Raw genomic sequence first — 24,327 nt, 5'->3', positions numbered from 1 at the left:
TTCGTAAGGCAATCCGACACGCAAGGGCGCCGGATCGAATTGCGCACTGATAGCTAAGTCGTAAGGGTTTTTAGCCCTTGGCAAGACCGACGCGTAGATCGGTTGCCTTGTAGATGGGCTGTCCGTCGGCTTTCAGCCAGCCGTCGGCGATACCCAGAACAAGACGTCCCTTCATGATCCGCTTGAAGTCGATGCCATATTCGACTTTTTTGACTTCCGGCGTAACCATGCCTTTGAATTTCACTTCGCCGGTCGAGAGCGCCATTCCTTTTCCTTCAAGGCCGAGCCAGCCAAGGAAAAAGCCGGTGAGCTGCCACATGGCATCGAGGCCCAGGCAGCCCGGCATCACAGGGTTGCCCTGGAAGTGGCATGGAAAGAACCAGAGATCCGGTTTGATATCGAATTCCGCGCGAATGAAGCCCTTGTCGAATTCACCGCCGGTTTCGGAAATTTCCGTGATCCGGTCGAACATCAACATGGGCGGCAGCGGCAGCTGTGCGTTGCCGGGTCCAAATAGCTCGCCACGTGCGCAAGCAAGAAGGTCTTCGTATTCGTAGCTGGATCGCCGCTCGGTCATTCGAGGTCCGTTGTTATCTCTCGCACCCGGTTTCGCTCGAACGGCTCACCGGATGGTGGTTTTGATCGAATTGTTAGGGCGCCTTCCTAACACAGGGGAAACCGGTCCGAAAGATCACCCGTCTCGTAACTTTAAGCCAAAATACGCTGTTTGAAGGGGCGGCAGCCGCAATTCTCTCAATGATGAGCTCGACGATAGACGAAATGAGGTTGAGGAAAAACTTGCATCTATGAGGCAAGAAATGCCAATTATAGGCTGAATATCCCGGTTGATTGCCAATTTACATTGCGCACACTACGTTCAGGTAGGGTGCTGCAAAAGGCAAAAGACCTCGGAAACAAGATCTGGGAATGACCGACACGATGCAAACACATCATGCCGAACACAAAGTGACTGACATCCTCCGGAGCGCAGGTTTGCGCCCAACGAGGCAGCGCGTCTCACTCGCCGAGATTCTTTATTCCAAGGGCGACCGGCATATTTCAGCTGAATTGCTGCATGAAGAAGCCGTTGAAGCGGATGTTCCCGTGTCACTGGCTACGGTCTACAATACTCTTCATCAGTTCACGGAAGCTGGTCTTTTGCGAGAAGTCGCGATTGATGGCAACAAGACCTACTTCGACACGAATGTCTCGGATCACCATCACTTTTTCATCGAAGGTGAGAACAAGGTTATCGATATTCCAGGTGACGGCGTCGGCATCGGCCGTATCCCGCAGGCGCCGGACGGAATGGAAGTCGTTCGCGTCGATGTGATCGTCCGGGTCCGTCAGAAAGACTAGGACTTGCCGCATCCGGCTCACCGCACGTCTAATTGAGCGCAGCTTTCCAGCAATAGATATCAACGAGCTCGTCCGTTCCCGGAAACACCATGTCGTGGGATCGCGAAAATCCGAGTTTTTGCAGCAATTTGATGGATCGGCTGTTGTCGGGCGTGACGATGGCGATAAGCTGCGCCAACCCGAGCATGCGTTCTGCATGGTCGCTCACTGCATGGGCCGCTTCCCGGGCAAAACCGGATCCGCCGTGTTCTGCGAGAAAGGCATAGCCGAGATCCGGACCATCAAACCCCTCGCGCTCCACAAGCCCGCATATGCCGAGCGGCTCGCCATCGCTCATCCTGGTCACCAACCAGAGCCCGAAACCATTGCTTCGATAGCTCTGTATCAGCTTCTCGCGGATATAAGCAGCAGCTCTCGCAAGGTCCGAGATCTGCTTGTCACCGATGTAGCGATGATAGCCCGGCTCGTTCATCAGCTTCAGAAAGAACCCGGCGTCAGCCTCATTCGCCTCACGAAACGTCAGGCGTTGCGTTGCTTCCGGGACATTCATTCAGCATCCAGACGGGTTTTGCCGGCGGCAACAAGTGCAGCTGTGCGCAGCGCGATTTCCGGAATGGCGTCAAACATCTCCTTCTCCGGACTCTTGCAGAGATCATAGATGAGACAGCGTTTGCATTCCGGCTTGCGCGCCTTGCAGATGTAGCGGCCGTGAAGGATCAGCCAATGGTGCGCGTGAAGGCTGAATTCCGGTGGTATGATCCGCTCCATGGCCTTTTCGACATCCAGCGGCGTCTTTCCCGGGGCAATTCCAATTCGGTTGCCGAGCCTGAACAGATGTGTGTCGACCGCAATGGTCGGTTGGCCGAAGAAGATGTTGAGCACCACATTTGCCGTCTTGCGTCCAACGCCAGGCAGTTTCTCCAGGTCTTCACGGTCATCGGGCACTTCGCCGTCGTGATCACGGAGCAGCTGCTGCGAAAGGAGAATGACGTTCTTCGCCTTGGTTTTGTAAAGGCCGATCGTGCGAATTTCTTCGCGAACCTTGTCCTCGCCAAGAGCGACCATCTTTTCCGGAGTGTCGGCAATCTGAAACAGATGCTTCGTTGCGCGGTTGACGCCAACATCCGTTGCCTGCGCAGACAAAACCACGGCCACAAGCAATGTGTAGGCGTTCACATAGTCCAGTTCGCCTTCTGGCTCGGGGTTATCCGCATGAAATCGTTGAAAGATCGCATAGGTCTCAGCCTTGGTATAGCGAGACCGTTTCAAGACCTTGCCCGGATTGTCGACGGACGGTGCTTTCCGTCTCGGCGCGGTCTTCTTCTTTGTCGCAGTCGTTGAAGACGTGGCGCGACGCTTTGGGATCTTTGAATCTGCCATGTCCACTCTATAATCTTTCTTCATGACAGCCGACAATCCGAAACCCGAGCCCGAAAACGATACTCACCGCGGAGAAGAACCATTCTTCTCGGCAGTGCTGACGCCCTATCGCTCATTTAGCCCGCGCGGCTTCATGGTTTTCATGTTGTGTGTGGGTGCAGTGAGTTTCATCTCCGGAGTTGCTTTCCTGGCAATCGGTGCTTGGCCGGTCTTCGGATTTTTCGGCCTGGATGTCTTGCTCATCTGGCTGGCGTTCAGACTGAATTATGCGTCGGCCAAGACCTATGAGGAAGTTGCAGTCTCGGCGCATGAAATTGTCGTGCGAAAGGTTGGACCCGGAAAACGTCATCAGGAGTTTCGCTTCAATCCCTTTTGGGTGCGCATGTCGATGACCCGCCTAGAGGATGAAGGCGTCACGCGGTTGTCCTTGAGTTCAAGAGGCGAACACATCGACATCGGAAATTTCCTGAACCCTGAAGATCGCACCACTTTTGCTGGCGCCATGGCCAACGCTCTTGCCACCGCCAAGGCAGGCGGCGTCTGAGCCGCACAGAGGGTCCATTGTAGTGCGCTTTCTATTTGAGCACGCATAGCGAGCAGGCTTGCTGTAACTTGTTGCCACCTTTCATGTCCGCGTGCCGCAAAGGCTGCGCGATGTAACAAGAGGCTTCCAGCAATGCCCGAGTTCCGACTTCCTCTTTCTGGTGACGTTACCCAGGCCATCAATCCCTGGTTTGACATGTTCAAGGCCTTTGGCAGTCAGTTCGGGCTGATCAACATCAATCTCGGCAGGTCGCCGGCACCTGAGATCGAACAGAAGGTCCTTCAGGAAGTCGGCAGTTACGGGCGTCAGCTCGGCCGCATGGGCGATGCTCTGAATGTCCTCATCGAAAAACTTGAGCCCAAACTTGGCGACCTTAGCAAGGAGGAGCGTCTTGCGCTTGACGCCTTCCGGGTGATGCAGGCGGAAATTGATCAGATCAAATCCGATCATCGGCTTTCTTGATAGTCGTCAGGAAACGCGTCGCCCCGTCCTTTTTGTCAGGATCAGGACCACGAAGGCTAGGGCGCCGACGCCGCCGGCCGCGTAGACGACCATCTGAAAATTGAAGACATCGGCGATGAAGCCCATCGATACGCCGCCGATCATTCCACCGAGGAACAGGCTGTTCATGTAGATTGCGGTCGCCTTGCCGGGCTCTTCAGGAATGAAGCTTTGGACGTAGGTGATGGCGATGCCGGCAAAGAGGCCGTAGTACAGCCCTTCCAGGGCAGCATAGGCAGCTGCCTCCACCACTGTCGTGACCTGGGCCATTAATCCGAACGCAAAAACGCCAAGAAGAGCGGCGACCAGGAGGACTTGCCGCGCGCCAAAACGTTCCGCAAGCCGGACGGCCGCGAAAATCACCAGGATCTCGACAAAGCATTTGATCGAAAGCGCCATGCCCGGCGTAAAGCCCGGCAGGCCTGCTTCCTTGATGAAGAAGAGCGGGGCCGCGGTGGTGAAGAGAACGTTGGCCAGTGCAAACATGGTGCAGGAGAGAGCTGCCAGCAAAAGCGCCCAATCCATGCGCTTGGCGGGCTCATCCTTGCGGGTCTTGGGCGGCGCGGTGAAACCGCCCGGCACCAGAAAATACCAGCTTGCCAGCCAGACAAGGCCAAGGGCGGCCGATAGAAAATAGGTTTTTTGAAAACCGATCTCGGCGATCAGGACGAAGGTCAGCGCCGGCCCGATCATCCACGCGAGCGAAACGCCCATACGCAGCAATGCGTTGAAGCGGCCTGCGTCGATGTCATGGGCGTTTGCATATAGCCGACCGAAGGTGAAGGTTGTCGCTGTCGCGCCATTGGCAATCGCCATCATCGGCGCACCAGCCAAAACGAGAACTTCAAAACGCGGGCCGCTGGCCAGCAGACCGGCAAAGAGCACGTAGCAACCGACGGACAGGCCAAGCAGCTTTCGAACCGGCACGGACCCGTCGAGCAACCGTCCAAACCGGCGGTTCACCAACATGGTAAGCGGCGTCACCAGGCCAGTGTAGAGGCCGATTTTCCAAGGCGGCTGTTGCAGGCCCTCGACAATGAAATAGCCCATGGCCGGCACAAGCGATGCGGTGCAGGTTGAGCCGAGGACAAGAAGAAACACGATATGGAGGCCCTGCTTGGGCAGGACAGGCAAGGCAATCATGTTTCAATCCGATTGGTGCTGCGCGAGAATGAACGCAGATAAGGAAGAGCGTCTGAAGCCTATGCGTTTAGGCGATTTCTGTCACGCCTTGATGAAGCCAAATCAGATCTGATCCCGGTTGGAGCGCGCCGCCTTGAGCCGGTAAAGCGCTTCCAGTGCCTCGCGCGGTGTCATGTCGTCCGGGTCAATTGTATCAAGTTCTTGAGCAAGAAGATCAGGCTCGCCAGGGTCCGTAGCGGCGCTGGGCGTCGGTGCCAGCGCCGCGAAGAGCGGCAATTCGTCGATCAGGGATTCTGCCGGTGACCGCCGGTCCTGCTCTTCAAGCTGGCTGAGAACCGCTTTCGACCGTTCGATAACGCTGGACGGAAGACCTGCAAGTTTCGCAACCTGAATGCCATAGGAGCGATCCGCGGCACCGGGCACGATTTCGTGCAGAAAGACCACCTCGCCTTTCCACTCCTTCACCTGCACGGTGGCGTTGGACAGCCGGTCGAGCTTTTGCGAGAGCGCGGTCAGCTCATGGTAGTGCGTTGCGAACAACGCCCGCGACTTGTTGATCTCATGCAGGTGTTCAATCGTTGCCCAGGCGATCGACAGGCCATCAAAGGTCGCTGTACCGCGACCGATTTCATCCAGGATTACCAGTGAGCGGTCGCCGGATTGATTGAGGATCGCGGCCGTTTCGACCATTTCGACCATGAAGGTCGACCGGCCGCGTGCGAGATCATCGGCTGCGCCCACACGTGAGAACAACCGGTCGACAACGCCGATATGGGCTGATGCTGCTGGAACGAAGGATCCCATTTGCGCAAGAACGGCAATCAGTGCGTTCTGGCGCAGGAAGGTCGATTTACCGGCCATGTTGGGACCGGTGATCAGCCAGATGCGGCCCGTCTGTTCTTCTCCCTCGGGCCCAAGATCAGCGTCGTTTGCAACAAAGCTCTCACTGCCGGATGTCCTGAGCGCGCGTTCCACCACCGGGTGGCGGCCACTGATGATGTTGAAGGCGCGGCTGTCATCGACCTGGGGCCGGATATAGCTGTCTTCCTGTGCCAATTTCGCGAGCGCTGCGGAGACATCCAGAATGCTGAGGCCCTGCGCGGCGGCCTTGATAGCATCGCCGGCCGAGACGATTTCGCCTGCCAGGCGCTCGAAGATCTCGGTCTCGATCGCAAAGGCCCGTTCCCCGGCACTAGCGATCTTGGATTCCAGATCCGCGAGTTCCGTGGTCGTGAACCGCATCGCGCCCGCCATGGACTGGCGATGGATGAAACGCGCCGGGTCGGAGGTCAGCTTTTCCGACTGTGCGGTTGGCGCTTCGATGAACCAGCCAAGAACGTTGTTGTGCTTGATCTTCAGGGAGCGAATTCCGAGCTCTTCGGAATAGTCCGCCTGAAGCCGGGCGATGACCTTTCGCGATTCATCCCGAAGGGATCTGAGCTCGTCGAGATCGGAATTGTAGCCGGAGGCAACAAACCCGCCATCTCGCTTCAGCAATGGCGGATCTTCCTTGATCGCGGTGACCAGCTCTTCGCCCAGCGTGTGAGGCGCTGCATCAAGGCTTGCTCGGGCGGCCGCGACTTCTGCAGGAATGGTCGCGGAAACACTTCCGGTTTGATCCAGAACCGCTCGGGCGGCGGTAAGGCCTTGTGCGATAGAAAGAATATCCCGTGGGCCGCCACGTTGCAGGGCAATCCGGGACAGGGCGCGGGCCATGTCCGGCGCACCTTTCAGCGTCTGCCGCAGGCCTTCGCGCATCATTTCATTTTCAAGGAAGAACTCGACCGCGTCGTGACGGCGCGAGATTTCATCCGGATTGATCAGGGGGCCGGCGAGCCGGCTTGCAAGCAGCCGCGAACCACCGCCGGTGACCGTCCGGTCAATGGTTGCCAGCAGACTGCCCTGTTTTTCTCCGCCAAGGGTTCTGGTCAGCTCCAGGTTTGCCCGCGTCGCCGGATCGATCAGCATGCGCCCGGCGCCGGCCTCGCGCGTGGGCGGATCCAGTGGCGGTCGTTCGCCCAGTTGGGTCTTTTCAATATAGGCAAGAATGCCGGCCGCTGCGGACAGCTCTGCGCGGGAGAAGGTGCCAAAGCCGTCGAGCGTCTTGACGCCGAAGTAGTGAGCCAGGCGATCTGCGGCGGTCGAACTGTCGAAGAAGGCACGCGGCACGGGCGACAGGGCACCGCCCAGCTGTTCTGCGGTTTGCCGAAGATCAGCCTCCTGCAAGAGAGTGTCAGGCAGGATCAACTCACGCGGGGAAATCTGGGCGAGATCCGCCGCAAGCCGCTGGTCGTCCGTCTCGGCGACCTGAAACGACCCCGTCGACATGTCGATCCATGCCAGGCCATAAACGCTGTCGCCTGCGAGCGACCCGCCGCGCAACCTCGTCATGGCGGACAGGAAGTTGTTTGCGCTGGAATCGAGCAGCCGCTCTTCTGTCAGCGTTCCCGGCGTCACCAGCCGCACGACATCCCGGCGCACCACCGATTTGGAGCCGCGTTTTTTCGCTTCAGCCGGATCTTCAGTCTGCTCGCACACGGAAACCCGATGGCCGAGTGAAATCAGCTTTTGCAGATAATCATCAGCCGCATGGACCGGGACTCCGCACATGGGAATGTCTTCGCCAAGGTGCTTGCCGCGCTTCGTCAGGGTGATGCCCAGCGCCCGGGCAGCAACTTCGGCATCGTCGAAAAACAGCTCGTAGAAATCTCCCATCCGGTAGAACAGGAGGCTGTCCGGATTGGCCGTCTTGATCTCGATGAACTGGGCCATCATCGGGGTGACGCGGGCTTCCGCCTGCGGCGCTTTGAGAGACTGGTTTTCTGACATGAGGCGAAAGTAGCAAACCCTTTTCGTGCTTTCACAAATGCTATGCCCGATCTCGCCTTGAGTGGGCAATTTTCAGGGGATAAGGTCTTGCCCACGACCGCGCAAGAAGGCCGAAAAAGGAAACGCCGAAACCATGTCCGCCAACGACAAGACCTCCAAAACGTCCGTCAGCTTCACCGACCAGGAAGCGCTTCAGTTCCATCAGGAAGGCAGGCCGGGAAAGCTCGAAGTCACGCCAACCAAACCGATGGCGACCCAGCGGGATTTGTCACTGGCTTATTCGCCCGGCGTAGCGGTTCCGGTTCGCGCTATTGCTGATGATCCCAGTCGCGCCTTCGACTACACGACGCGCGGCAATCTGGTCGCCGTTATTTCCAACGGCACTGCGATCCTGGGCATGGGCAACCTGGGGGCTCTTGCATCCAAGCCGGTCATGGAGGGCAAGGCGGTCCTCTTCAAGCGCTTCGCCGACGTGGACTCCATCGATCTGGAAGTCGACACGGAAGAGGTCGAGGAGTTCATCAATTCCGTCCGGTACCTCGGGCCCTCCTTTGGCGGCATTAACCTGGAAGACATCAAGGCGCCCGACTGTTTCATCATCGAGCAGCGCCTGCGCGAGTTGATGGACATTCCGGTTTTTCATGACGATCAGCACGGCACGGCAATCATTGCCGCAGCTGGCATGATCAATGCCCTTCACCTGACGGGCCGGGACATGAAAACCGTAAAGGTCGTTTGCAATGGCGCGGGCGCAGCCGGCATTGCCTGCATCGAGTTGATCAAGGCCATGGGCGTGCCCCACGAGAATGTCATCCTCTGCGACACGAAAGGCGTCATTTACAAAGGCCGCGCGGAAGGCATGAACCAGTGGAAGTCAGCCCACGCGGTCGAGTCCGAGGCACGCTCACTCTATGACGCCCTGAAAGGGGCTGATGTTTTCCTCGGCGTGTCGGTCAAGGGCGCGTTGACCCACGACATGCTGCGCGCAATGGCTCCGAACCCGATCATTTTCGCCATGGCCAACCCGGATCCGGAAATCACACCGGAAGAGGCAGCGGAAGTGCGCGACGACGCCATCGTGGCAACGGGCCGGTCGGATTATCCGAACCAGGTCAACAATGTTCTTGGCTTTCCTTACATCTTCCGGGGCGCGCTGGATGTGCAGGCGACGACCATCAATGATGAAATGAAGGTGGCTTGTGCCCACGCACTGGCGGAGCTTGCCCGTGAGGAAGTGCCCGATGAGGTCGCCGCAGCCTACCGCGGAAATCGACCGAAGTTCGGACCGGAATACATCATTCCCGTTCCCTTCGATCCGCGTCTGATCTCGTCCATCCCGCCGGCTGTCGCTCAGGCGGCGATGGACTCAGGGGTCGCCCGCCGCCCGATCGTCGACATGGAAGTCTACAAGCAGCAGCTTTCTGCCCGCCGTGACCCGGTCGCTGGAACACTGCAGCGGATCTTCTCCAAGGTCCGACAGATGCCAAAGCGTGTCGTCTTCGCCGAGGGCGAGGAGGAGCCGGTCATCCGGGCAGCGGTCAGCTTCGTCAACCAGGGACTCGGCCAAGCCATCCTGATCGGCCGCGAGGACGAGGTTAAATCCGTTGCCCTTGCCGCAGGCGTTGACATTAACCGGCCCGGCATCGTCATTCAGAATGCACGTCTTTCAAACCGCAACAGCGATTATGCTCAGTTCCTGTTCGGCCGCCTGCAGCGCAAGGGCTACCTCCTCCGCGACTGCCAGCGCATGGTCAACAACGATCGCAACTACTGGGGTGCGATCATGGTCGCGCGTGGTGATGCAGATGCAATGGTGACAGGCCTGACACGTAACTACTCAGTTGCTTTGGACACGGTCCGTTCCTGCATTGACACCAAGCCGGGTCACCGTGTGATTGGTGTTTCTCTGGCTATTGCCCGTGGTCGCACTGTCCTGATTGCCGACACGGCCGTCATCGACATGCCGACATCGGAAGAACTGGCTGATATCGCCGAAGAAGCAGCACATGTCGCGCGCAAGCTTGGCTACGAGCCGCGGGTTGCCATGCTGGCCTATTCCACGTTTGGGCATCCAAAAGGCGAGCGGTCGGAGAAGGTTCAGGAAGCTGTGAAGATACTCGACCGCCGCCGGGTCGACTTCGAGTACGATGGTGAGATGGCAGCCGACATTGCCCTGAACATGGACAAGATGGCCTCTTACCCGTTCTGCCGTCTGACCGGTCCGGCCAATGTTCTGGTCATGCCAGCATTCCACTCAGCTTCGATCTCCACAAAGATGCTGCAGGAACTTGGTGGGTCTACGGTCATCGGCCCGCTTCTGGTCGGTCTAGACAAACCGGTTCAGATCGTGCCGATGGGAGCCAAGGACAGCGATATCGTCAACATGGCTGCCATTGCTGCGTTCAATGTGACCTGAAGGCCCTGAATCGGTAGGCACCAAAGAGGTTTCGGGGGCCTATGTGTCCCCGTGCGTTGGTGCTAGAAAGACTTCATGACTAATCTGATCATCAAAGTTTGCGGTCTATCGACCGAAGAAACCATGCAGGCGGCTCTGGATGCTGGCGCTGACATGATAGGGCTTGTCTTCTTTCCCAAGAGCCCGCGTCACGTCTCGCTGTCGCAGGCCTGCAAGTTGGCGGACATGGCGCGTGGCAAGGCAGAGATTGTCGCCCTGACGGTCGACATGAGCCTGGACGGACTGTCGCGGATCAACGAGTTGGTGTCGCCCGATTGGTTTCAGTTTCACGGCTCCGAAACGCCGGAATCCTGTGCCGCCGCAAAGGTCATGTACAAGAAAAAGGTCATGAAGGCGGTTCCGATATCCGAGGCCGCTGACCTTGAACAGGCGCAGTTCTACTCTATCGTTGCTGACATGATCCTTTTTGACGCCAAACCGCCTCAAGGGTCTGATGTACCGGGCGGCAACGGCGTTTCCTACGACTGGTCTCTGCTCAAAGACCTTGACCTGTCCAAGCCCTTCATGCTTTCGGGGGGACTTGATCCGTCAAACGTTGCTGATGCAATTGCCCAAAGTGGTGTGAAGGCGATCGACGCATCCTCCGGCATGGAGCGGGAGCGAGGCGTCAAGGATGTAGAACTTATTCGCGCATTCGTGGCAGCCGCCCGAGGCGCAAACGTGGCAGGGGAGTAACTTGCGTTGACCACGATGGCGAACAGCATGCGGTCCGGACCGGACGAGCGCGGCCATTTCGGGATTTTTGGTGGTCGCTATGTCGCCGAAACCCTGATGCCGCTGATCCTGGACCTTGAAAAGGCCTATGACGCTGCGAAGAACGACCCGGCTTTTGCCGAGGAAGTGACCGAGCTCAACACGCATTATACGGGACGGCCATCGCCGCTGTATTTTGCCGAACGGCTGACGGAGCACCTCGGCGGCGCGAAGATTTATTTCAAGCGTGACGAGCTGAATCACACTGGATCTCACAAGATCAACAACTGCCTCGGTCAGATTCTTCTGGCCAAGCGCATGGGCAAGACGCGGATCATCGCGGAAACCGGCGCTGGGCAGCATGGGGTGGCGACCGCCACCGTTTGCGCCCGCTTTGGTTTGCCTTGCGTTGTCTATATGGGTGCGACGGATGTGGAGCGGCAAAAGCCGAACGTCTTCCGCATGAAGCTTCTAGGTGCCGAAATCGTCCCGGTCACGGCAGGGGCCGGGACGCTCAAGGACGCCATGAACGAAGCGCTTCGCGATTGGGTCACCAATGTTGATGATACCTATTACCTGATCGGAACCGCGGCGGGCCCGCATCCCTATCCGGAAATGGTCCGTGACTTTCAGGCTGTGATTGGTCAGGAAACACGCGAGCAGATGATGGCAGCCGAAGGCCGTTTGCCCGACGCCCTGGTTGCGGCTGTTGGCGGCGGCTCGAATGCAATCGGCCTGTTCCATCCGTTCCTCGATGATCCAGGCGTCAAGCTCTATGGTGTCGAAGCAGGTGGTCGCGGTCTTGAAGGCGAGGAGCACTGCGCCTCCCTGACCGCAGGAAAGCCGGGAGTTCTTCACGGAAACCGGACATTCCTGCTTCAGGACGATGATGGCCAGATCCTCGAAGGTCATTCGATCTCGGCAGGCCTCGATTATCCCGGCATTGGCCCTGAGCACTCCTGGCTCAAGGACACCGGCCGCGTCTCTTATGTTCCGGCGATGGACGATGAGGCTCTTGAGGCATTCCAGCTTCTGACCAAGGTCGAAGGGATCATTCCTGCTCTCGAACCGGCTCATGCACTGGCCCATGTCACCAAGCTGGCGCCCACCATGGACAAGGATCAGATCATCGTCATGAACCTCTGTGGTCGCGGCGACAAGGATGTCTTCGCGGTCGGTGAAATGCTGGGCTTTGATCTCTAGGCTCAGAAAAATATGGATAAAACAAAGCCGCCGGCAGATTTGCCGGCGGCTTTTGTGTTTTCAGGCGGTGCTTGCGTCAGCGGCCACCCATTCCCACTGCAGCGATGCGGGCAATGAGAAAGGCCTGTTGATCGCGCGCATCCATTTGCTCGGCCGATTGGCTGACCGGGACGTCCCGTTCAAAGAGGCTTTCAGCCGGCTTCCCGGTCGGGACGTAGGATTTGACCCGGTTCCAGAAAGTGGAGAGGCCATTATTGCCATCAGGTTTGGGGGCAAGAGCCATTGGTGTCTCCCTTGTTGTTGGTTTGCTATGGGCTACAGTGACCAACATAATGTGCACTGAGTGCACTGGCAATGGTCTAGCTCGCCTACCAGATATGCACAGTGTGCACGTCACCTGATTTGCCATTTCTCTCAGCAATGCTCGGCCGTGGTATTCCAAAAATGCATTGCTGCTGCGCGGTATGAGATATTGCATCGCAAAACAACAAGCGTATTGTTTAAGCAATTCTTGCTGGCGTCTGCCCTGGAGAAGGGTCCAGACCTGCCGGTTCAGCGCAAGCTTAAAAAGGTAGTCCAATGGCTCTTTCCATCGTTGCTTCCCCATTTGATGTCGTCTTTTCGGCTGCTTCTTCCGTCAAGCGTTCCTTTTTGACTTTTTCTGATATCTTTTACCGGGCTCTTGAGGCGAAAACGCTTTACGCCGAACTCGCTGATCTGAGCGATGAGCAACTCGCCGTTCGTGGTTTGAAGCGCGAAGAAATTTCCCAGGCGGTCTTTGCCAAGGTTTACGACGCCCGCTAAGCCGACTTTTTCGCGACTTCGAATCGCCAATGCGGATTGACATGAGGTAATCCTGCCCACTACATCCAAACGGAACTGAAATGCTGGTGGTTCCCGCGTTTCGAGCGTAGCAGGGTAGGAATAGCATGACGGAAACGCGTATCGATCGCCGCTTCAAGGCCTGTGCGGATGAAAACCGCCCGGCTCTGGTGACCTTCATCACGGCAGGCGATCCGGATCTTGAAACATCCAAAGCGGTTCTGAAAGCCATGCCGGCCGCAGGTGCCGATGTCATCGAGCTCGGCATGCCGTTTTCCGATCCGATGGCCGAAGGCGTTCCAGTCCAGCTGGCGACCCAACGCGCGCTCGCCGCTGGCCAGACCATGGACAAGACGCTCCAGATGGTGCGCGAATTCCGTGAAGATGATCCGGATACGCCGATCATCCTGATGGGCTACTACAATCCCATCTATATCCGCGATCCGAAGAAATTCGTTGTCGAGGCCAAGGACGCTGGAGTTGACGGGTTGATCATCGTCGACATTCCGCCCGAAGCTGACGATGAATTGTGTATTCCGGCGCTTGATGCAGGTTTGAACTTCATCCGTCTTGCCACGCCGACGACCGACGACAAGCGCCTTCCTGCGGTGCTCGCCAACACCTCCGGCTTTGTCTACTATGTGTCTGTGACCGGGATTACTGGAACAGGCGCGCTTGACGTGACCAATGTTTCAAACGCGGTTCAGCGCATCAAGGGTCATACTTCCCTGCCTGTCGCGGTCGGTTTTGGCGTGAAAACAGCCGAAGACGCAGAGGCTATCGGCAAAAACGCTGATGGTGTGGTCGTTGGTTCGGTGCTTGTAAATGCTATTCGTGACAGCCTTGATGATGCCGGAAAGGCAACCGATAAGACTGTTACTGCGGTTACGGACCTCGTCGCGTCGCTTGCTGGCGGCGCCGCCCGTGCGCGCAGCGTTTGAATTCCCGCAGTTTGGGCCCACGCGCCTGATCTGAGAGCAATTGTTTAAAAGAACGGACACGCCCGGTGAACTGGATCAACTCCCTCGTACGGCCCAAAATCCGCGATCTCCTGAAGAAGCGCGAAGTGCCGGAAAACCTCTGGATCAAGTGCCCGGAAACGGGCGAGATGGTGTTTCACCGCGATCTGGAAGCAAACTTGTGGGTCGTACCGGCCTCTGGTCACCACATGCGCATGCCGGCAAAGAAGCGTCTTGAGACGCTTTTCGACGCTGGCAACTATGAGGTGGTTGAAACACCTGACGTTCAGGCAGACCCGCTCAAATTCCGCGACACGAAAAAATATGTCGATCGTCTGAAGGAATACCGGGCCAAGACCGGCGAGAGCGATGCCGTGCATGTGGCGCAGGGCAAGGTCAATGGCGCGGATCTGACCGCAGCTGTTCAGGACTTCGCTTTCATGGGTGGTTCACTCGGCATGGCAGCCGGTGAGGCCATTCTGGCAGGCATGCAGGCGGCGGTGGCAAAGCACACACCCTTTGTTCTGTTCGCTGCCTCTGGCGGTGCGCGGATGCAGGAAGGCATTCTGTCGCTGATGCAGATGCCGCGGACAACTGTTGGCGTGCAGATGCTGCGGGAAGCAGGCCTTCCCTATATTGTCGTTCTGACCAATCCGACCACAGGCGGCGTGTCGGCTTCCTATGCGATGCTGGGTGATGTTCACATCGCTGAGCCGGGCGCGCAAATCGGCTTCGCGGGTCGCCGTGTTATCGAGCAGACGATCCGGGAAAAGCTGCCGGAAGGTTTCCAGAGCGCCGAATACCTGCTTGAGCACGGAATGGTCGACATGGTCGTCAATAGGCACGACCTGAAGGACACTATCGCGCGCATCTGTGGTATTCTCATGAAGCGTGAAGTCGAGGTTCCGTCCTTGCCGAGCCCGGAAGCGGCCGCATCTGAACCAACCGAAAAGCCGGTTGCGGAAGGTGCCGAAGCCTGACCTTTGCGAAACAGCCGGGTAAGTGTCGAAAAAGCGACGCTTACCCGGCACATTCTACTCAGGCTCTTGCCTGAAACACCAAGGCCGGACACACTCGGCTTCGACCCGCTGGGACCTGATCGGCGAGGACGTCTTGGATCAAATTACCGCTATACTTGATCGCCTTCTGGCTCTGCACCCGAAAGAGATTGACCTTTCTCTCGGGCGAATGAATCGTTTGCTTGAAGCCCTCGGATCGCCGGAAAAACGGCTGCCGCCGACAATCCATGTCGCAGGCACGAACGGCAAGGGGTCTGTCACGGCGACGCTGCGGGCAATGCTTGAGGCGGATGGCAAGCGTTGCCATGTTTATACGTCTCCGCATCTTGTGGCTTTCAACGAGCGAATTCGGCTTGGCGCAAACGGTGAATTCGTCTCCGATCCCGAGCTTTTCAAGGCGCTTTACGCCTGCGAAGAAGCCAATGCAGGAGAAGAGATTACCTTCTTCGAGATCACGACCGCTGCCGCGATCCTTTTGTTTGCGGAAAATCCGGCCGATGTGTTGTTGCTTGAGGTTGGTCTGGGGGGTCGTCTTGATGCAACCAACGTCATTGATGAGCCGCTTGCAACGGTGATTACGCCGATCTCCATGGACCATGAGAAGTTCCTGGGAGAGGCGCTGGCCGAAATCGCGGCGGAAAAGGCAGGCATCCTGAAGGCAGGCTGCCCGGTAGTGGTCGCCCCGCAGGACGACGAGGTGCTGGCCGTCATTGAACGCAAGGCTGCCCGTTTGAAGGCGCCGGTCTATCGGTTCGGCCAGGAGTTCAATTCTTATGCGGATCAGGGACGTATGGCCTTCCAGGACGAGGAAGGACTTTACGATCTGCCAATGCCTTCGCTCATCGGGGCACATCAGGTCATCAACGCGGGGATGGCAATCGCAACCCTGAAAGCTGCGGGTCTTTGGTCTGGCGAAAAAACCGCATCAGAGGGCCTCAAATCCATCAACTGGCCGGGTCGTTTGCAGCCGCTTGTCAATGGCGCCCTGGTGGACAAATGTCCCGAAGGAGCGGAAGTCTGGCTCGATGGCGGTCACAATCCGGGGGCTGGCGTTTCCATCGCCTCCTTCATGGGCGAGCAGGAAGAACGTAGCCCGAAGCCCCTTTACATGATCTGCGGTATGCTGACGACAAAGGACCCTGTCGGGTTCTTCCGGTCGTTTGAAGGGCTCGCACGTCACGTGGCGACGGTTCCGATCTCGACAACCACCACGGCCCGCGAGCCGCTGGAACTTGCAGATTTCGCGCGCCTGGCGGGCCTCGAAGCTTCTCCATTCTCGTCACTTGAAGATGCCATTGCCGACATTGTGAGCCGCGCGCAAAAAGACGGAGAGGCACCGCGTATATTAATTTGCGGGTCGCTCTATCTGACAGGGGAAGTTCTCGCCGCGAACAACATGCCGCCGCGCTAAAAGCGTGCTGTAGGAAATGCTGAAGGAGCGACCATGAAACGTGTCAAATCCGCCCTGACCTCGGCCTTCCTTGCCGGGTTTGCTTTTGCGGCGATCGCCGTTCCTTCCAGCGTCGCCTTTACCGATACGTATGAGACAGCACCGGAACAGGATCCTGGAGTTGTTCTGGAAGGCCAGGAGGTTGGTCCCGGTTATCTGGTCCTGTCACCGGTGCGCAGTGACGGCTATTTGCGCCTCTATGATGTCGAGACGGATTTGGGCATCGAGCATCTATCGGGCGACGGCCTGCTGGAATTGCGCTTGCATGAACTCAAGGTCTTGTCCGCAATGGAAAAACTTGAGTCCGACGCGAGCTTTCTAGATGGTTTGAAGAAGGCGGCCATGCGCCCGGCGGAGTTCGTGGAAAGCACGGTCTCAGATCCTGTCGGCACCGCCAAGAACACGATTTCCGGCGTTGGAAAGATGTTCGGGCGGCTCTCCAAGGGTGTCGAACAGGCAGTGTCAGGTGAGGCCGGATCACCCGCTGAGCTGGCCAAGTCCATTACCGGCCAAGCGCGCGCGCGCCGGGAACTGGCCGTGAAACTTGGTGTGGATCCCTATACAAAATACAAGCCGCTGTCTGACAAGCTGGATCAGGCGGCAAGCGTCTCGACAGCTGGCAGTCTGACCGTCAATGCTCTTCTGGCGCTTGTTCCGGGCGGGATGATTTCTCAGGTGGCGGGACGCGCCGAGTCCTTCCGGACATTGCTGGTCGACAGCACGCGCACAGAACTCGAACAGCGAACCGCAGACACTTTGCGCGAGGACGGTGTTTCGGACAACGTGATTGATCAGCTGCTCAAGAACCCGTTCTATACGCCGGCTGAACGTGCTGTGATTGCATATCATCTGCGGCAGTTTTCGATGGTTGACGGTCTCGATATCCTCGCGGTGAAGGCCGCCGCCGCCAGTGGGCGCGATGAGGCCTATTTCCAGCTGAGAAAGGTGGTTCTGACGCTGCACTACCACGAGACCATCGCAGGGCTGACCAGCATCCGGCAAGTGGCTGGCTATCCGATTGCAATCAGACGCGACGGTGCAGCCGCTTTGATCATGCCTCTGGACATGGTGGCCTGGACGGAAGCAACAGCGACTACCTTTGCGACCATGAATGAAGGTCTTTCAGATCTGCCGTTTCCGCCAACGGCCGTTGATTTCCTGATGACGGGAGATATCACCGACCTCGCGGCGGAGCGCATTGCATCGTTCGGATGGCAGATCACAGCGAACATGCCGATGCCGGCCGGCCCGATCCACTAGGATCCCAAGGCTGGCTAAAGAGCTTCCAGCACCGGGCCGTTGAGGCCGCATTCCCAGCCGAGGATGGCTTTTTTTCGGGTCAGGCCCCAATGGTAGCCGCAAAGTGTCCCGTTTTTGCCAAGCACCCTGTGACAGGGCACGACAAATGAAATCGGATTGCGGCCGACGGCCGTCCCGACCGCGCGGGAGGCTTTGGGATTGCCCAGTGTCCTGGCGATATCCGAGTAGGTTGTCGCGCGGCCCATCGGAATCTTGAGAAGCGTTTGCCAGACGCGGATTTCAAAGTCGGTGCCGATCAAAACAACATTCAGCGGCGTTTCACCATCCCACTCGCCCGGGTCGAAAACGCGGGACGCATAGGGTGCTGTCGCGCTTTTGTCTTCGATGAACCGGGCCGCCGGCCAACGCTCGCACATGTCCTCGAGCGCAGAGGTTTCTTCACCAGGGTCTGCAAAGGCAAGCCCTGCAAGGCCTTTGTCGGTGACCATCAGGAGAACCTGACCAAAGGGGCAAGGGTGAAAGCCGTAGAAAACGGTCAGGCCGGTGCCCCTGCCGCGGTAGGCGCCGGGTGTCATGGCCTCATGGGTTACGAAGAGGTCGTGGAGACGGCTCGACCCCGACAGGCCAACTTCATAGCTCGCGTCCAGAACACTGGCGGAATCGCGTAGCAAGGCCTTTGCGTAATCCAGTGTGATCGCTTGCAGAAATTGCTTTGGCGTCAGGCCGGCCCATCTCGAAAAGACACGTTGCAGCTGGATCGGCTGGAGTCCGGCTTCCTTTGCCAGTTGCTCCAGGCTCGGCTGTTCGCGCCAGCTGAGCGTAATGCGTTCCAGCGTCTGGCGGACGACGCGATAGTCGGCCTCGGCGTCGGGGCCGACTGATATCGGTGTGGCCTTGGGTGTCAGGCTGTTGGGATCAAGGGTCTTGGTCATGCGCTTGGTTCCGAAAACTGTCTGAAAAGGACCATAGTGCGAGCCAGGGGCGCTTCGCCACCCGATTTGCGAGAGCAGCGGTCATTGTGTCAGGTGCCGAAGCCCGACGCGGATGCTACGGGTCCTTTGCGGGTCGAAAGCAACAGGTTGGTCTCCGAGCCGGATATGCCCTCGATCAGGCGGATGCGATGGAGCACCTCATCGAAAGCGGTCAGGTCTCGCGTCGCGATTTCCAGCACAAGATCCCACTTGCCGTTGGTCGTGTGGATGGCACGCACCTCCGTCATGGCTGTAAGCGCGCGGGCGACAGGCTCCGTGTTGCGCCCGGCGATCTCGATCAATGTGACAGCACGGATGGGGAGATCGCGCCAGTCGTCGCGCAGCACGGCGGTATAGCCGAGGATTTCTCCGGAGGCCTGCAGCTTGTCCATGCGGGCGCGCACGGTGGCGCGGGAGACTTTCAGATCGTCGGCAAGATCGGAGACGGATCGCCGTCCGTCGGATCTCAGCGCCGAGATGAGTTGTAGATCCAGAGTGTCCATTGAGTTCATTTTGATCAATTGAAGATGTCAAAATGATAAATCGAACTACGAATTTGAGCAATCGTCTGGATTTACTCCGCCAGTCCTGCCTGTCACGCTTTCCCAATGACTATTGATCGAGCAATGAGGGTATGCAGCCGTGACGTTCGAAGACATCGTTCTTGTCGGAGCTCCAATCGAGGCAGGGGCAGGCCGACGCGGGTGCGTCATGGGTCCGGATGCCTTCCGCACCGCTGGCATATCTGAAGCTCTGATTGACCTGGGTCACCCGGTGCGCGATTTGGGCAATCTTGTACCCGAGGCCGTCGCGCATGTCAGCGCGCCGCTTGCACACCTCAAGGACTTCAATGACGTCGTCGCCTGGACGCGATCCTTGCATTCATGCGCGAAAAAACTGGCCAATGATCCGGTTTTTCCGATTTATCTCGGCGGCGATCATGCCTTGGCTGCTGGAACCGTGACGGGGCATGCCGCCGCCGCTGCTGATCAGCAACGGCCGCTTTTCGTTCTTTGGCTGGATGCTCATTCCGATTTCAACACGCTTGAAAGTACCAAGAGCGGCAATCTGCACGGGACCCCGCTTGCGTTCGCAGCGGGTCTGCCCGGTTTTGACGGGTTTCTCGGCGAACCTCTTGAACATCCAGTCGACCCGGGAAACATCGAGATTCTGGGTGTCAGATCCATCGATCCGGAAGAGCGCAAGCTTCTGGTGAAGTCCGGTGTTGGTGTCCGCGACATGCGCATGATCGACGAAAAGGGAATCGGTTCTATCCTGGCTCCGTTCCTGGAGCGCGTCGCAACTGAGGGAGGCCTTCTCCATGTCAGTCTGGACGTCGATTTTCTGGACCCGGATATTGCTCCTGCAGTCGGAACGACCGTTCCCGGTGGTGCGACCTTCCGTGAGGCCCATCTGGTGATGGAGATGCTTCACGACAGCGATCTCGTGACATCGCTCGATCTCGTCGAACTCAATCCGTTCCTTGATGACCGGGGGAGAACGGCCCGCCTGATGGTGGACCTTGTCGGTTCCTTGTTCGGCCGCCGCGTCTTCGATCGTCCCACACGTAGTTTCTGATCCCGTTTTTGACCTGGAGTTGTTGTCTCATGAGCATGAAGATCACCAATCTGGCCCCTTCCGAGCTTGCTTATGTTCCCTTCGTCAGCGTCGATGACATGATGAAGAATGTTGCCACAGTGGGTGTGGAGGAATTCATCAAGGGATTGGCCGAGTATATCGAAGCAGATTTTTTACGCTGGGAGAGCTTTGACAAAAAGCCGCGCATCCCTGCACACGCGCCAGAGGGCGTGATCGAGCTCATGCCGACCAGTGACGGCAAGACCTTCGGGTTTAAATACGTCAATGGCCATCCAGGCAACACTCGGGATGGATTGCAGACTGTGACCGGCTTCGGCGTCCTGTCGGATCTTGCGACCGGCTATCCGCTGCTCTTCACTGAAATGACCATTCTCACGGCCCTGCGCACGGCAGCAACGTCAGCGCTTGCAGCAAAACACCTTGCGCCAAAGGGCTCGACGACCATGGCCGTGATCGGCAATGGCGCGCAGTCTGACTTTCAGTGTCTGGGCTTCAAGGCGCAGGTCGGGATCACTGAGATCCGCGCTTATGATATTGATCCGGAAGCGAGCATGCGCCTCGCGCGCAATCTGGCTGGCTCCGGTCTCAATGTGACGATCTGCAAAACTCCGGAAGACGCTATTGAAGGTGCGGACATCATCACGACCGTCACGGCCGACAAGAAAAATGCGACGATCCTGACCGACAACATGGTCGGGCCGGGCGTGCACATCAATGCCGTGGGCGGAGATTGTCCAGGCAAGACGGAACTGCACAAGGATATTCTTCTGCGCTCGGACATCTTTGTCGAATTTCCAGAACAGACGCGCATCGAGGGCGAGCTTCAGCAACTTCCGGAAGACCATCAGGTCACCGAGTTGTGGCAGGTTTACTCCGGTAAAGCGCCTGGCAGGACGTCCGAACGCCAGATCACCCTATTTGACAGCGTCGGCTTTGCAGTCGAGGATTTTGCCGCCTTGAGGTTCGTTCACGACCTGCTGCCCAAGACCGGCCATTTCACCAAGCTGGACCTGCTGGCAGACCCGGATGACCCGCGCGATCTTTACGGCATGGTCCTGCGCTCCCAGTCTCAAGGGAATGGCGCTGCCGCCTGACGGCAGAGCATCTCGACCCGTCTTTGTGACCCGTGTATGGATAGGCCCGCTGATCGCGAGATTGGCGGGTTTTATTTGTAAGACGCCGGGGAGACAGGTGTGGACTGGTCCAAATTGCTTGATGAAGGGCTTCTGAGCCAACCGGAGTTCACAAAGCGCCCAAATCGGCCTTCGTATCTTCAGGATGCGGATCGGATTACCTTCTCGGCCCCTTTTCGGCGTCTGGCCAACAAGACACAGGTTCATCCGCTCTATGAGAACGACCACTTGCACCACCGGCTGATTCACAGTCTGGAGACCAGCAGTGTTGGGCGCTCGCTAGGTGTTGAGGTTGGCGAGTGGCTCGAGAGTGAAGGGCATATCCCTGAAGGTGAACGGCATGTGGTGTCCGGGATCGTTTCAGCAGCCTGCCTGGCGCATGATATCGGCAACCCGCCCTTCGGACACTCCGGTGAGGCGGCCATTGGCCAGTGGTTTGCGGCCAAGTTCACCACCAACGCACCGCTTTTCGCCGAATTGGATCCGGGCTTGCGGCATGAGTTCGAGGAATTCGAGGGCAACGCACAGGGTTTCCGGATCTTGACCCGGCTTGAGCTTTATCGAAATGCAGGCGGTATGCGCCTGTCGCGCGGGGTGCTTGGCGCTTTCACCAAATATCCGGTTACGGCTCGGACCCGAGCCAGTCTGCCCACATCCTACTGTGGCCTGAAGAAATTCGGCGTTTTTGAAAGTGAGTTTGACCAGTTCGAAGAGGTCGCCACTGCTGTCGGGTTGCCCGCGGAGACTGATGCGGATGGGGTCTGGTGGCGCCGTCACCCTCTGGTGTTCCTCGTCGAGGCCGCCGACGACATTTGCTACAATATTCTGGATCTCGAAGACGCCTTCACCTCAGGCGATTTCTCGGCCGAAACGGTAGTCGAGCATCTGGAGCCAATCACGGGCAAATTCAGCAAGGACCGGTCTCATATGACCGATTCCGACCGCATTGCCTACGCTCGGGCTCGCGGGATCGGCATCGCCATCAAGGCTTGTGTCAGTGCCTTCAAGGACAATTATCAGGCTATCATGAACGGCACTTTCTCTGATGCCTTGATCGATGTGTCCGATAAGGCCGAAGAGTTCAAGGCCATCAAGAAACTGGCACGGGAACGACTTTTTACGTCGCCGCGCAAGACTGAACTGGAAGTTCAAGGCCGCAACGTTGTGCATCGTGTTCTGGAAGGTGTTTCGGAAGTCTATGTGAAGCTTCACGCCGCCAATTGGCAGTCAGAGCATCTGGACTCCTACCATCGTCAGCTGATCAAGGCTGCCGGTATCGACATTCGCGATGTCGACAGCCCATATACCGCTCTGCATTCCCTGTCCGACTATGTTTCCGGAATGACGGATCGTTATGCGGTGAAGACCGCCCGCATGTTGTCAGGGATCTAAAGCGCTGCGTCGATTTCGGCGACAATAGCCTCGGCGGCGGCGCGGGGGTCCCGGGCACGCGAGATCGGTCGTCCGATGACCACATAGTCACTTCCCGCGCGAATGGCGTCACCCGGCGTCATGACCCGTTTCTGGTCGTCTGCACTGCTTCCGGCAGGGCGCACACCTGGTGTTACCATGACCATGCCTTTTCCAAGGATGGGCCGCATGGCCGCGGCCTCATGAGGCGAACAGACAATCCCCCCCATTCCAGCGGCTCTGGCATCTTCCGCACGTGTTCCGACAAGCTCAGCAACCCGGCCGCGGTAGCCGGCGTCGTGCAGGTCATCATCATCCATCGAGGTCAGAACCGTAACGCCGAGAAGACACAGATGATCGATGCTGTCTTCTTCCAACGCCTTGACGGCGGCCCGCATGGTCTTTGGATAGGCATGAATCGTCATGAACCGCACACCCATCTTGGCGACGTTGCGCACTGCCGAGAAGATTGTGTTGTCGATGTCGTGGAGTTTTACATCCAGGAAGATCTTGTGACCTTCATCCGCCAGCTGCCGCGCCAGGTCCAACCCGCCGGCAAACTGGAGTTCCATTCCGATCTTGTAGACGCCAACAACACCTTCGGTGGCTTTTATAAGCGTGCGGGCTTCCTCCACGGTTGGCACGTCGACCGGCAACATCAGCCGTTCACTAGCAGATTGTGGCTTGAAGGGGCTTGGAGTGGGCGTCATCAACATGGTCAGCATCCCAGGTTGCGCCAAAGGGGCGCGGGCGTTGAAACAGACTGGAAGAATATGCGGATTTTACTAGCATTGGCAGCACTGTTTCGCCAGCTACAATTTTAATCGTTCCGCCGCTGGGTCGCCGGGCTCGCGGTCGATTGAGTATCCGGCCTTTGGCAGCAATCGTTCAAGGCCTGATAAGTGTTTCAATAAGCGGGCTGGCCTGCTAAAACGGCGCCGTTTCGCCGGGAAACTTCCCGGCTGCCAAGGAAGGATCAGAGATGCGCACAGCGACGATCTCGCGTGACACCAAGGAAACCCGCATTTCCGTTGAAATCAACCTGGATGGAACAGGCGCCTATGACGTGGCGACTGGCGTCGGGTTTTTCGACCATATGCTGGAGCAACTTGCGCGACATTCGCTGATCGACATCACCGTGCGCGCCGAGGGCGACACTCATATCGACTTCCACCACACGGTCGAGGACACGGGCATTGCGCTCGGTCAGGCGATCCGTGAGGCGCTGGGCGACATGGCCGGCATCACCCGCTATGGCGACACGCACCTTGCCATGGACGAAGCGCTGACCCGGTGCGCGCTGGATGTGTCTGGCCGTCCGTTTCTGGTCTGGGACGTGACCTTCGACCGGGACAAGGTCGGGGACTTCGATACCGAGCTGTTTGAGGAGTTTTTCCGGGCCTTCACGATGAACGCCGGGATCACACTTCATATCGCCAACCTCTATGGGTCCAACTGCCATCATATCGCAGAGACCTGTTTCAAGGCGGTGGCACGGACACTGCGCAAGGCGGTGGAGATCGATCCGCGCCAGGCGGACCGGATTCCGACCACCAAGGGCCAGCTTGGCGGCTGA

Annotated in this window: 24 protein-coding genes; 15 read left to right on the top strand and 9 right to left on the bottom strand. The window is 58.0% G+C overall.

Annotation, left to right across the window (positions count from 1 at the left end; genetic code table 11):
- Nucleotides 1-70: 70 nt before the first annotated feature.
- Nucleotides 71-577 (bottom strand): 3-hydroxyacyl-[acyl-carrier-protein] dehydratase FabA, encoded by a 507-nt coding sequence (gene fabA / locus ABJZ52_RS13505; protein ID WP_153771643.1) that lies wholly within the window; start codon nucleotides 575-577, stop codon nucleotides 71-73.
- Between the two features lie 350 nt (nucleotides 578-927).
- Between fabA and irrA the strand changes: the two genes are divergently transcribed.
- Complete coding sequence (gene irrA, locus ABJZ52_RS13500; RefSeq protein ID WP_348191384.1) at nucleotides 928-1,359, top strand: iron response transcriptional regulator IrrA; 432 nt, start codon at nucleotides 928-930, stop codon at nucleotides 1,357-1,359.
- 28 nt (nucleotides 1,360-1,387) lie between these two features.
- Here irrA and ABJZ52_RS13495 read toward each other — a convergent pair whose 3' ends face one another.
- Nucleotides 1,388-1,909: a GNAT family N-acetyltransferase gene (locus tag ABJZ52_RS13495; RefSeq protein ID WP_348191381.1), complete on the bottom strand. Its 522-nt coding sequence runs from the start codon at nucleotides 1,907-1,909 to the stop codon at nucleotides 1,388-1,390.
- Nucleotides 1,906-2,739, bottom strand: a complete 834-nt coding sequence (gene nth, locus ABJZ52_RS13490; protein WP_348191378.1) for an endonuclease III — start codon at nucleotides 2,737-2,739, stop codon at nucleotides 1,906-1,908. Before nth ends, ABJZ52_RS13495 begins: the two co-directional genes overlap by 4 nt.
- 22 nt (nucleotides 2,740-2,761) lie before the next feature.
- Here nth and ABJZ52_RS13485 point away from each other — a divergent pair, with 22 nt between their 5' ends.
- Nucleotides 2,762-3,283: a DUF2244 domain-containing protein gene (locus tag ABJZ52_RS13485; protein WP_348191375.1), complete on the top strand. Its 522-nt coding sequence runs from the start codon at nucleotides 2,762-2,764 to the stop codon at nucleotides 3,281-3,283.
- A 132-nt stretch (nucleotides 3,284-3,415) separates the two neighbouring features.
- Entirely contained in the window at nucleotides 3,416-3,745 is a 330-nt protein-coding gene (locus ABJZ52_RS13480) for a hypothetical protein (RefSeq protein WP_348191372.1), read from the top strand.
- Nucleotides 3,746-3,751: 6 nt separating this feature from the next.
- On the opposite strand, the gene ABJZ52_RS13475 is transcribed toward ABJZ52_RS13480, so the two are convergent.
- Complete coding sequence (locus tag ABJZ52_RS13475; RefSeq protein ID WP_348191369.1) at nucleotides 3,752-4,927, bottom strand: MFS transporter; 1,176 nt, start codon at nucleotides 4,925-4,927, stop codon at nucleotides 3,752-3,754.
- A gap of 102 nt (nucleotides 4,928-5,029) precedes the next feature.
- Nucleotides 5,030-7,756: a DNA mismatch repair protein MutS gene (mutS, locus tag ABJZ52_RS13470; RefSeq protein WP_348191366.1), complete on the bottom strand. Its 2,727-nt coding sequence runs from the start codon at nucleotides 7,754-7,756 to the stop codon at nucleotides 5,030-5,032.
- Between the two features lie 133 nt (nucleotides 7,757-7,889).
- On the opposite strand from mutS, the gene ABJZ52_RS13465 reads away from it, so the two are divergent.
- The 3 genes from ABJZ52_RS13465 (at nucleotide 7,890) to trpB (ending at nucleotide 12,128) form a co-directional block, all read left to right on the top strand.
- Nucleotides 7,890-10,172 (top strand): NADP-dependent malic enzyme, encoded by a 2,283-nt coding sequence (locus tag ABJZ52_RS13465; RefSeq protein WP_348191363.1) that lies wholly within the window; start codon nucleotides 7,890-7,892, stop codon nucleotides 10,170-10,172.
- Between the two features lie 75 nt (nucleotides 10,173-10,247).
- Entirely contained in the window at nucleotides 10,248-10,907 is a 660-nt protein-coding gene (locus tag ABJZ52_RS13460; RefSeq protein WP_348191360.1) for a phosphoribosylanthranilate isomerase, read from the top strand.
- 15 nt (nucleotides 10,908-10,922) lie between these two features.
- Nucleotides 10,923-12,128: a tryptophan synthase subunit beta gene (gene trpB, locus ABJZ52_RS13455; protein WP_348199814.1), complete on the top strand. Its 1,206-nt coding sequence runs from the start codon at nucleotides 10,923-10,925 to the stop codon at nucleotides 12,126-12,128.
- 76 nt (nucleotides 12,129-12,204) lie between these two features.
- On the opposite strand, the gene ABJZ52_RS13450 is transcribed toward trpB, so the two are convergent.
- On the bottom strand, nucleotides 12,205-12,411 hold the full coding sequence (locus ABJZ52_RS13450) for a hypothetical protein (RefSeq protein ID WP_348190036.1): 207 nt from the start codon (nucleotides 12,409-12,411) through the stop codon (nucleotides 12,205-12,207).
- Between the two features lie 296 nt (nucleotides 12,412-12,707).
- Here ABJZ52_RS13450 and ABJZ52_RS13445 point away from each other — a divergent pair, with 296 nt between their 5' ends.
- From ABJZ52_RS13445 to ABJZ52_RS13425, 5 genes are all read left to right on the top strand, one after another.
- Nucleotides 12,708-12,932 carry a hypothetical protein gene (locus ABJZ52_RS13445; RefSeq protein WP_348190034.1) on the top strand — a complete coding sequence of 75 codons (225 nt, stop codon included), beginning with the start codon at nucleotides 12,708-12,710 and terminating at the stop codon, nucleotides 12,930-12,932.
- Nucleotides 12,933-13,057: 125 nt separating this feature from the next.
- Nucleotides 13,058-13,891: a tryptophan synthase subunit alpha gene (gene trpA, locus ABJZ52_RS13440; protein WP_348190032.1), complete on the top strand. Its 834-nt coding sequence runs from the start codon at nucleotides 13,058-13,060 to the stop codon at nucleotides 13,889-13,891.
- A 65-nt stretch (nucleotides 13,892-13,956) separates the two neighbouring features.
- Nucleotides 13,957-14,889 carry an acetyl-CoA carboxylase, carboxyltransferase subunit beta gene (gene accD / locus ABJZ52_RS13435; protein WP_348190030.1) on the top strand — a complete coding sequence of 311 codons (933 nt, stop codon included), beginning with the start codon at nucleotides 13,957-13,959 and terminating at the stop codon, nucleotides 14,887-14,889.
- 133 nt (nucleotides 14,890-15,022) lie between these two features.
- Nucleotides 15,023-16,339: a folylpolyglutamate synthase/dihydrofolate synthase family protein gene (locus ABJZ52_RS13430; RefSeq protein WP_348190028.1), complete on the top strand. Its 1,317-nt coding sequence runs from the start codon at nucleotides 15,023-15,025 to the stop codon at nucleotides 16,337-16,339.
- Nucleotides 16,340-16,372: 33 nt separating this feature from the next.
- Nucleotides 16,373-17,638, top strand: coding sequence for a hypothetical protein (locus tag ABJZ52_RS13425; RefSeq protein ID WP_348190026.1), 1,266 nt, complete (start codon nucleotides 16,373-16,375; stop codon nucleotides 17,636-17,638).
- A 14-nt stretch (nucleotides 17,639-17,652) separates the two neighbouring features.
- On the opposite strand, the gene ABJZ52_RS13420 is transcribed toward ABJZ52_RS13425, so the two are convergent.
- Both ABJZ52_RS13420 and ABJZ52_RS13415 read right to left on the bottom strand, forming a co-directional pair.
- The gene (locus ABJZ52_RS13420; protein WP_348190024.1) at nucleotides 17,653-18,570 is read right to left on the bottom strand and encodes a bifunctional helix-turn-helix domain-containing protein/methylated-DNA--[protein]-cysteine S-methyltransferase; all 918 of its coding nucleotides are present in this window, start codon (nucleotides 18,568-18,570) and stop codon (nucleotides 17,653-17,655) included.
- 89 nt (nucleotides 18,571-18,659) lie between these two features.
- Complete coding sequence (locus tag ABJZ52_RS13415) at nucleotides 18,660-19,112, bottom strand: Lrp/AsnC family transcriptional regulator (protein ID WP_348190022.1); 453 nt, start codon at nucleotides 19,110-19,112, stop codon at nucleotides 18,660-18,662.
- 139 nt (nucleotides 19,113-19,251) lie between these two features.
- Between ABJZ52_RS13415 and rocF the strand changes: the two genes are divergently transcribed.
- From rocF to dgt, 3 genes are all read left to right on the top strand, one after another.
- On the top strand, nucleotides 19,252-20,187 hold the full coding sequence (rocF, locus tag ABJZ52_RS13410) for an arginase (protein WP_348190020.1): 936 nt from the start codon (nucleotides 19,252-19,254) through the stop codon (nucleotides 20,185-20,187).
- A 29-nt stretch (nucleotides 20,188-20,216) separates the two neighbouring features.
- On the top strand, nucleotides 20,217-21,302 hold the full coding sequence (locus tag ABJZ52_RS13405) for an ornithine cyclodeaminase (RefSeq protein WP_348190018.1): 1,086 nt from the start codon (nucleotides 20,217-20,219) through the stop codon (nucleotides 21,300-21,302).
- A gap of 99 nt (nucleotides 21,303-21,401) precedes the next feature.
- Nucleotides 21,402-22,733, top strand: a complete 1,332-nt coding sequence (dgt, locus tag ABJZ52_RS13400; protein ID WP_348190016.1) for a dGTP triphosphohydrolase — start codon at nucleotides 21,402-21,404, stop codon at nucleotides 22,731-22,733.
- Here the strand turns inward: dgt and pyrF are convergent.
- A complete protein-coding gene (gene pyrF / locus ABJZ52_RS13395; protein ID WP_348190014.1) occupies nucleotides 22,730-23,467 on the bottom strand; it encodes an orotidine-5'-phosphate decarboxylase in 738 nt (245 codons plus the stop codon). The two genes, dgt and pyrF, sit on opposite strands and share 4 nt — an antisense overlap.
- Nucleotides 23,468-23,733: 266 nt before the next feature.
- On the opposite strand from pyrF, the gene hisB reads away from it, so the two are divergent.
- On the top strand, nucleotides 23,734-24,327 hold the full coding sequence (gene hisB, locus ABJZ52_RS13390) for an imidazoleglycerol-phosphate dehydratase HisB (protein ID WP_192110069.1): 594 nt from the start codon (nucleotides 23,734-23,736) through the stop codon (nucleotides 24,325-24,327).

Origin of the sequence: Roseibium sp., assembly GCF_039982295.1 — a bacterium.
In the GTDB taxonomy this organism is placed as follows: Bacteria; Pseudomonadota; Alphaproteobacteria; order Rhizobiales; family Stappiaceae; genus Roseibium.
This window is presented reverse-complemented; position numbering and strand designations above follow the sequence as displayed.